Origin of the sequence: Candidatus Paceibacter sp., from assembly GCA_013360865.1 — a bacterium.
In the GTDB taxonomy this organism is placed as follows: domain Bacteria; phylum Patescibacteriota; class Minisyncoccia; order UBA9983; family UBA9983; genus SURF-57.
This window is the reverse complement of record JABWAS010000025.1, coordinates 1-7,529: the sequence shown is the minus strand read 5'-3', so window position 1 is coordinate 7,529 and position 7,529 is coordinate 1. Positions and strand designations below refer to the sequence as shown.

Annotated in this window: 10 protein-coding genes; all 10 read right to left on the bottom strand. The window is 42.8% G+C overall.

Features of this window, described 5'->3' with window-relative positions; genetic code table 11:
* Positions 1-1,184: Hsp70 family protein (locus HUT38_04170; GenBank protein NUQ57649.1), on the bottom strand; the 1,184-nt coding region annotated here is incomplete at its 3' end.
* 146 nt (positions 1,185-1,330) lie between these two features.
* Positions 1,331-1,903 (bottom strand): nucleotide exchange factor GrpE, encoded by a 573-nt coding sequence (locus HUT38_04165; GenBank protein ID NUQ57648.1) that lies wholly within the window; start codon positions 1,901-1,903, stop codon positions 1,331-1,333.
* A gap of 89 nt (positions 1,904-1,992) precedes the next feature.
* Entirely contained in the window at positions 1,993-2,205 is a 213-nt protein-coding gene (locus HUT38_04160; GenBank protein ID NUQ57647.1) for a hypothetical protein, read from the bottom strand.
* A gap of 63 nt (positions 2,206-2,268) precedes the next feature.
* Positions 2,269-3,213 (bottom strand): hypothetical protein, encoded by a 945-nt coding sequence (locus tag HUT38_04155; GenBank protein ID NUQ57646.1) that lies wholly within the window; start codon positions 3,211-3,213, stop codon positions 2,269-2,271.
* A 372-nt stretch (positions 3,214-3,585) separates the two neighbouring features.
* Entirely contained in the window at positions 3,586-4,101 is a 516-nt protein-coding gene (locus HUT38_04150; protein NUQ57645.1) for a hypothetical protein, read from the bottom strand.
* A 119-nt stretch (positions 4,102-4,220) separates the two neighbouring features.
* The gene (locus tag HUT38_04145; GenBank protein NUQ57644.1) at positions 4,221-4,436 is read right to left on the bottom strand and encodes a hypothetical protein; all 216 of its coding nucleotides are present in this window, start codon (positions 4,434-4,436) and stop codon (positions 4,221-4,223) included.
* Positions 4,437-4,446: 10 nt separating this feature from the next.
* The gene (locus HUT38_04140) at positions 4,447-4,794 is read right to left on the bottom strand and encodes a hypothetical protein (GenBank protein ID NUQ57643.1); all 348 of its coding nucleotides are present in this window, start codon (positions 4,792-4,794) and stop codon (positions 4,447-4,449) included.
* Positions 4,795-5,049: 255 nt separating this feature from the next.
* Positions 5,050-5,262: a hypothetical protein gene (locus HUT38_04135; GenBank protein NUQ57642.1), complete on the bottom strand. Its 213-nt coding sequence runs from the start codon at positions 5,260-5,262 to the stop codon at positions 5,050-5,052.
* 17 nt (positions 5,263-5,279) lie between these two features.
* Complete coding sequence (locus tag HUT38_04130) at positions 5,280-5,876, bottom strand: hypothetical protein (GenBank protein ID NUQ57641.1); 597 nt, start codon at positions 5,874-5,876, stop codon at positions 5,280-5,282.
* Between the two features lie 191 nt (positions 5,877-6,067).
* Positions 6,068-7,529 (bottom strand): pyruvate kinase (gene pyk / locus HUT38_04125; GenBank protein ID NUQ57640.1); only part of this gene is annotated, 1,462 nt, incomplete at its 5' end.

Genomic DNA, 7,529 nt, shown 5'->3' with positions numbered 1-7,529 from the left:
CCCAGCGAAAGTGGAATGACGTCCAGCAAAAGCACGTCCCTGACTTCGCCTTTGATGATGCCTCCCTGGACGGCCGCGCCCACCGCCACCACCTCGTCGGGGTTGACGGACTTGTTCGGTTCCTTGTTGAAAAGATTTTTGACGGCGTTGATAATGGCCGGCATTCTGGTCTGGCCGCCGACAAGAATCACTTCGTTTATTTCCGCCAGCTTCAGGCCGGAGTCCTCAACGACTTTTTTCGTTATATCAATTGATTTGTTGATAAGTCCGGCGCACAATTCTTCCAGCTTGGCCCGGCTTATTTTCATAAGCAAATGCCTCGGGCCGGAAGAATCGGAAGTGATAAACGGTATGTTTATTTCCGTCTCAAAAGTTCCGGAAAGTTCGTGCTTCGCTTTCTCCGCCGCCTCTTTGAGCCTCTGTAAAGCCAAAATGTCTTTGGATACGTCTATGCCGCTTTCTTTTCTAAACTCGGAAAGTATCCATTCCATTATCAGCTGGTCAAAGTTATCTCCGCCCAAGTGAGTATCGCCGCCGGTAGCCTTTACTTCTATAACGTCGTCGCCCACCTCCAACACGGAAACGTCAAATGTTCCGCCGCCGTAATCGTAAACGACTATCTTTTCGTCCTTCTTTTTGTTTAAACCATAAGCCAAGGCCGCCGCCGTCGGCTCATTGATGATTCTTAAAACTTTCAGGCCGGCGATTTCGCCCGCGTCTTTGGTCGCTTTTCTTTGGGCATCGTTGAAGTAGGCCGGCACGGTGATGACGGCGCCTTCTATTTTGCCGCCGATTTTGGCTTCGGCATCGTGTTTGAGCTTCTGCAAAACCATGGCCGAGATTTCTTCCGGCCGGTAACTCTTGCCGCTCATTTTGACTTTTACTCCCCCGTCGTCGGCTCGTTCTATTTTGTACGGTAAAAGACTTTTGTCTTTCTCCACCTCTTTGTCTTCAAATTTCCGGCCTATCAGCCTTTTGACGGAGTAGATGGTATTTTCCGGGTTGGTGACCGCCTGCCTTTTAGCCAAAAGCCCGACGAGCCGGTCGCCCGCTTTGGAAATGGCCACCACCGACGGCGTGGTTCTCACACCCTCGGCGTTTTCCAGCACTTTGGCCTCCCCGGCTTCTATGAGGGCCATGGCCGAATTGGTTGTTCCCAAATCTATTCCTAAAATTTTTGACATAGACATGTGTTTAAATTAAATTCGAAATCCTAATATCGAAACTCGAAACAATATCTAAATCCTAATTTCTTAAATTCAAAACAGTTTAGAATTTTTAATTTTTGTTATTTGGATTTGTTTCGGATTTAGTGCTTCGAATTTCGTGCTTATTCTTTAAATTTCCCCACTCTTACTAAACTTGGCCGTATAATTACTCCATGCATCTTATACCCGCTTCTCATCTCTTCCATCACGATACCATCTTTTTCTTTCTCGTCAACATCAACCTCGCCGATTGACTCGTGTTCCTTCGGGTCGAATTTTTTACCCGAACATTCTATACCTTCAACCCCTCTGGTCTTCAATATCCCGACGAGCTGGGAGCGCAGATTCTCAATTCCCTGCCGCCAGTTTTTGTCTATCTTTTCCAGGCTTTCTTTGTTTTTAAACAGCCGGTCAAAACTGTCGGCCAGTTCCAGAAATTCAACCACCAGCGACTTTTCGGAAAATTTCGCCAGCCTCGCTTTCTCGTCATCCATCTCCCTCCTGGCGTTGACCATATCCGCTTTCGCTCTCTGCCAGCCGGACAAATATTCCATTTTATCCTTTTCGCAGGCCATCAATTTTCCCTTGATTTTCTTCAGTGCCTCCATCGGACTCACTGTCTCTTCTTCCACCGTTATTTCTTCTCCCTCGTCTGAAAATTCACCGTTTTTTGAGATTTTATCGCCGTCATTCATAAGCGAAATTTTAACATTGTTTTCAGAAAATGCAATCACCAAAAAACCGACTCCTTGTAGCCGGAGTCGGTTTTTTAATTCGCAAATCCTTACAAACCCTGCAAATCTTTGTCTATTTCCTTAAAATCGGCATCGATGTTATTCACTTCAAGAACATTCAGCTCCTCATTCATGGCAGAAACAATGCTGGCCGTGTTTTCTTCGGATACATCTGGGCTTTCAATTTCTTTTTTTCCTTTTATAAGCCAGACTATCCCCCCTATCGCCACGATTGCCACCAAAATTATAATTATTTTTTTCATTTTTTTAACTGCTTTTAAATTTTAAACTTGTAATCTTTCCGCGTTTAACAATTTTTCCACGGCTTAGAAGGAAGAGGCAGAGGATGATTCAGCCTGAGAAGAAACCGAGGATGTTAATGAAGAAATAGAACTGGATGAGATCGGCAGTGATGAACTTAAGGAGGAAGCATCCGAAGACGTCGCGCTCGACGAAGAAGCGGCAGATGATGTCATTGATGAAGCCGCCGCGGATGATGATGCCGGAACGGAAGAAAAGCTAACCGATGACGCAACGGACGAAACTGAAGCGGAAGCGGAGGAGGTCGAAGACAGCGAAGACGAAGACTCAGAAACTCCGAATAAGCGAGCCAAAGCTACCGCCGCCTTTCTGGTGGCTTCCCTGGCTTCTTTTATTTTCTCTTTTATCCCGATTAAGTCGTCATGGAGAGTTTGTCTGACAGCGCTGACATTACCCTTCAGCCGGCTTTCGGAACTGACGGTGATGTTGTAAACTTTATCCTCCTGAGCGTCAACGGCTTGCCTGGCCGAGGTGATTGCGGTTCGGGCGTCGTTTATAGCGGTTCTGACTTCGGACACGTTCATTCCTCTTTTTTCCGCCTTGTCGGTTCTGTCTTGAATTCTTTCAAGGATGCTCTCAATTTTATCCAAGGCTTCGTCAAAACGCTTGACAGTCTTTTCGTTCAATTCGGCGATTTTTTCGTCTATTTTATCCACGGCAAGCCGTTTGTTTTCGTTTTTAATTTTAACAAGTTCAATTTTTAATTTTTCCTTCCTTTCTCGGTTATTGCTTTTTACTTCTCTTTTTTCTATAAGTCCATCATCATCGTATCTTATTTTTTTATTAATAATATCTTCATCTCTGTACCTGGTTCCAATTGGAATCTCTTTGTTTTCGTTGCCCGCGCCATCCGCCCCATCGTTTTTTTCTGCCAAAGAAAAAGATGGCGCCGCGACAATCAACGCGATAACGAAAATCAATGATTTATAAAGTAAATTTTTGTTTTTCATTTTATTTATTGTTTTATAAGACTAACTTTATTAAAGCCTTTAATTCTTGTTATCTTGGTGACCTTTCAAGATAATCCCTAATTATACAGCATATTTCAAAAAAGAAAATGGCACCGCAACCAATATAGGGCTTACGCACTTTGGCAAAATTAAGCAAAATCCATGTGCTGAATAATGATTTTAAGCCATTAGTTGCTAAGTTTTTGCTAAAAAGTGCATTTTGCGTAAGTCCTATATATTTTCTTTTATTGATAAATTAACGGTTAATTTCTAAACTTACTGATTCCAAACGGTAATACGCTCTATTATACAAAAAGCAAAAATCTAAGCAAGCACAAAAAAATCCAAGGGTTATCCTTGGATTTTTTTGTGCTAAGCCGCGGATTCCAATTTTTGCATTTTGTTTTCCAAATTGACTATGCGAGGATTATGGTCGGCATAAACCTTATCAGCCAGGTTGTCTGGTTTGATGCTTATTTTTTCAACAGTATCATTCACTTTATCAAAATTTTTATTCATATCCTCGCGCAGCAAATTAACTTCATCTTTTGTCGCCACTTTTTCAAAACTCCTGTTAATCATTACGGCAAGGTCTTCAATTTTGTCATCCATCATTTTTTCAAGTTTGATTTCTTGCTCTTTGAAACGTTTACCTATGCTAATTTCCATCTTGGAAAATCGGCCGTCTACTCTGGCAAGCCGGTTGTCTATTTTGGAAAACCGATCGTCCACATCACCAAAACGCTTATCCACTTCAACAAAACGGTCGTCTATTTCATCAAAGCGCTTATCCATTCTTTCGGATAAGTTATTTATCGCCACCGCCAAATCATTAATGGTCATTTCTTTCTTTTGATTTTTATTATTTTTTGCCGTTTTCTTTCCCATTACATAAAATTATACCCTCCCCGCATCGCCAGTCAAACCGAATTTTTGCAAATAAAAAAGGAGAGGGCGCGCTTTGTTTTATACGCACCACTCTCCTTGGTTTAAATGGAAAGAAATTCTTAAGCCAATAGAATTTCTTTCCAGATTTTATCGACGGCGTCCTCGCCGTCTATTTTTTGGCCGCAAAGATCCTTAATCCCAAAGAGCCTTGCGGTGCCAATAACATCAATGACGGTGTTGTTAAACACACCACCATTAATGTCTTTTCCTTTAGCCTTTTGTTTTTGCGCCAAAAGGCTAATAAACTCCTCAATGATTTTTTTCTCTTTTTTCATCTTTTCCTCCTTATTCAAAACAGGCGAATTGCCCGTTTTCAAATCTGTAATGCCCCTTCCAAGAATTACTGCCGCTGTCAAACATTTTGCCGGCATGAAAGGCAGTTTTTCCGTCTACCTCTCTTACCCCCATGCACCCATCGGTCCACATCCGACGGGTCAACTCCAGGACAGTTGAATCATTATCATACCGCCACGGAGTCATATCTTTCAGATCATTTACTGAAAGATATGTGTCATAACTGTCTTTTCTTTGTAGGGGAAAGTCATGCTTTTTCCCCTCGCAACAAATAAACACAGGGGTAGATACCTTTCCACCCCTTCTTTGCAGCAACACCCTGTGTATTTTTTCTTTCATTTCCATTTCTCTCCTCCTCCCAAAAATTTTTCAGAAACAAAAAATTTAATTAATTTTCCAACACTGAATTTTATTCGCCTTTATGGGGCAAGCAAAATTCAGTGTTGGAATTAATTATTGACGTTCGATGTCGATAAGGGTATTTTGGTTTTTAAAAGGTGCAAATTCTGTTTTCACTCTTTCGAGATCATCAGCGCCGATACACATCGGCGAAACAGCGGGAAGGTTTGTTTAAAACAAACCTTCCCTTAAAAATTATTTCTTGTTCACTGGGTACGAAGTATTATTTTCAGGACAGTTATGCGCCGGTAACTGTCCTACTTTGAATCCCTTCCAAATACCATACCTCCGGAAAGAACATATCGGGCATTTTCCGGGAAATTTCTTCTGGAATCTTTCCAGCATGGCATCTGCCGGAAATAAGAAATTTTTTATTTCCCTTTTTATTCCCCTAATTAATTTTTTCATATCTATTCCCCTCCTTTTTATTTTAAGGTTAATCTGCTGAAAGCATGCTCCCAGCAGACTGCCGCGGCCTCCGCATCATACATTGGATGATGCGATGTCCCCTTGAAAGGAACAATGATTCCATACTTATTATTGTAAGTATCAACGGAATCAATCCTTTCTCCCAATAACATCAAGAGAGTGGCCACGTCATTAATAGCCGGATAAGGACCATCCCCCATTCGATTTTCAAGATCTCTTTCCACGCAACGGCGGAAGAGTCCTGTTTCCACTGGAGAAGCACAATGAGCTATGACTATTGCATCCTCCTTGTTTTCCATCCAGAATTTCCAAAAACTCTCCTCTAAGATATAACTAGAGGAGCAAGTAATGCTCATATCGATAATATGGGGAAGAACATTTTTCTTCACCCACCGGTTAGACACTTTGCTGTCAGGTATCCTTCCTTGAAAAGTCGCTTCGCGTCCATTTTCCCTAACAGTTGCCCCTATGGCAAATGATTCACCATAGAGGCCATCCGTTTCCGCATCAACAGAAAATATTTTCATACCTATTTTCTCCTTTTCGTTTTTTGAAAAAATTTTCAGAAATAAAAAGTTTATTTTTTCCAACACTGAATTTTGCTTGCCTAAAAAGGTTTTGTAAATTCAGTCCGTATCTAATTTTTAAGTTCCTGTCCTTGCTTAATTCTTTTATTATTATATAGATTTAAACTGTTTTGTCAAGGCTTTTAAACAAATTCGGTCCTAAGCAGCAAAAAACCTTATAAAATAAGGCCTTTTTGCTGTAAAATAGCTCTAATTAACTAGATTTTTTCCACCAAAACCATGTTGGTGCCGACGGATTTGCCGAAAGGCATTCCGGCCACTAGAACTACTTTGTCGCCTTTTCCCGCTAATTTGTTTTTAAGGCAGTGGCTTTTTATTATGGTCATGGCTTCGTTCAGATTTTTGAATTTTTTGATGAGCACCGGATTCACTCCGTAGCTTAAAACCATTTTGCCGTAGGTTTCTTTGTTCGGAGTCATTCCCAGAATTTCCTGGAAAGGTTTGAATCTGGATATCATTCTGGCGGTAAAACCGCTGTTGCTCAAAGCCACGATGAACTTGGCGTCCACTCCGCGGGCAATGTCAACCGCCTCTCCGCTGATGGCGTTGGTAACTTCTTCCAGCGCGCTTTGCGCGGAAACTTCGCCGTCCACGCTGGCCATTTTCCGCCGCGATGAATTAATTTTCCTGCTGAAAGTCAGTTTTTGGTGCAAAATGTCGTCTTCCACTCTTTCCGCTATGCGGGACATCATTTTTACCGCTTCCACCGGATAATCGCCCAAAGTCGTTTCCTCCGAGAGCATTATCGCGTCGGTGCCGTCCAAAATGGCGTTGGCCACGTCGGAAACCTCGGCCCTGGTCGGAACTGGAGATTTTATCATTGATTCCAGCATCTGGGTGGCGGTTATCACCGGTTTGCCGGCGCGGTTGCACTTCTCAATTATCATTTTCTGGATAAGCGGCACGTCCTCGGCCGGCACTTCTATAGCCAGATCGCCGCGCGCCACCATTATGCCATCGGCCAGTTTTATTATTTCTTCAATGTTTTCCACCGCCTCCGGCGTTTCTATCTTGGCGATTATTCCGGCCGACAGTTTGGCTTTCTTTAAAATTTCCCGTAATTCGATGATGTCACCCGGCCTTCGGACGAAAGAAAGGGCGACGTAATCAACCTTATTTTTGATGCCAAATTCCAAATCTTTCCTGTCCTTTTCCGTAATTGAGCTTACGGAAAGATAAGCGCCCGGCAAGTTGACGCCCCTTCTGCCCTTGATGTCTCCGCCGACGATGATTTTGCATATCACCTCGCTGCCTTTGATGTCCGTTATCTGCAGTTTTTTCTTGCCGTCGTGGAGAAGAATGTAGCCGCCTTTTTTAACCTCCTTGGGCAGAAGCGGATAGTTTATGTAAACTCTTTTTTCGTCGCCGGTTATTTTTTCGGTCGTCAGGGTGAAGGTCTCGCCTTCCTTAAGGGTGATGCTTTCTTTGTAGAAATCGCCTATCCTGATTTTCGGCCCGCCCAAATCCTGCATTATCGCCAGCGGAATTCCGGTTTTTTTGGAAGCCTTGCGCCCGTTGTTGACTTTTGTCTGGTGTTCGGCGAAATCGCCGTGGGAGAAGTTTATTCTCATTACGTTCATTCCGCTTTCTAAAAGCTCTGTAAGTTTTTCCTCGCCGGAAGTGACCGGCCCTATCGTCGCCACAATTTTTGTTTTTTTG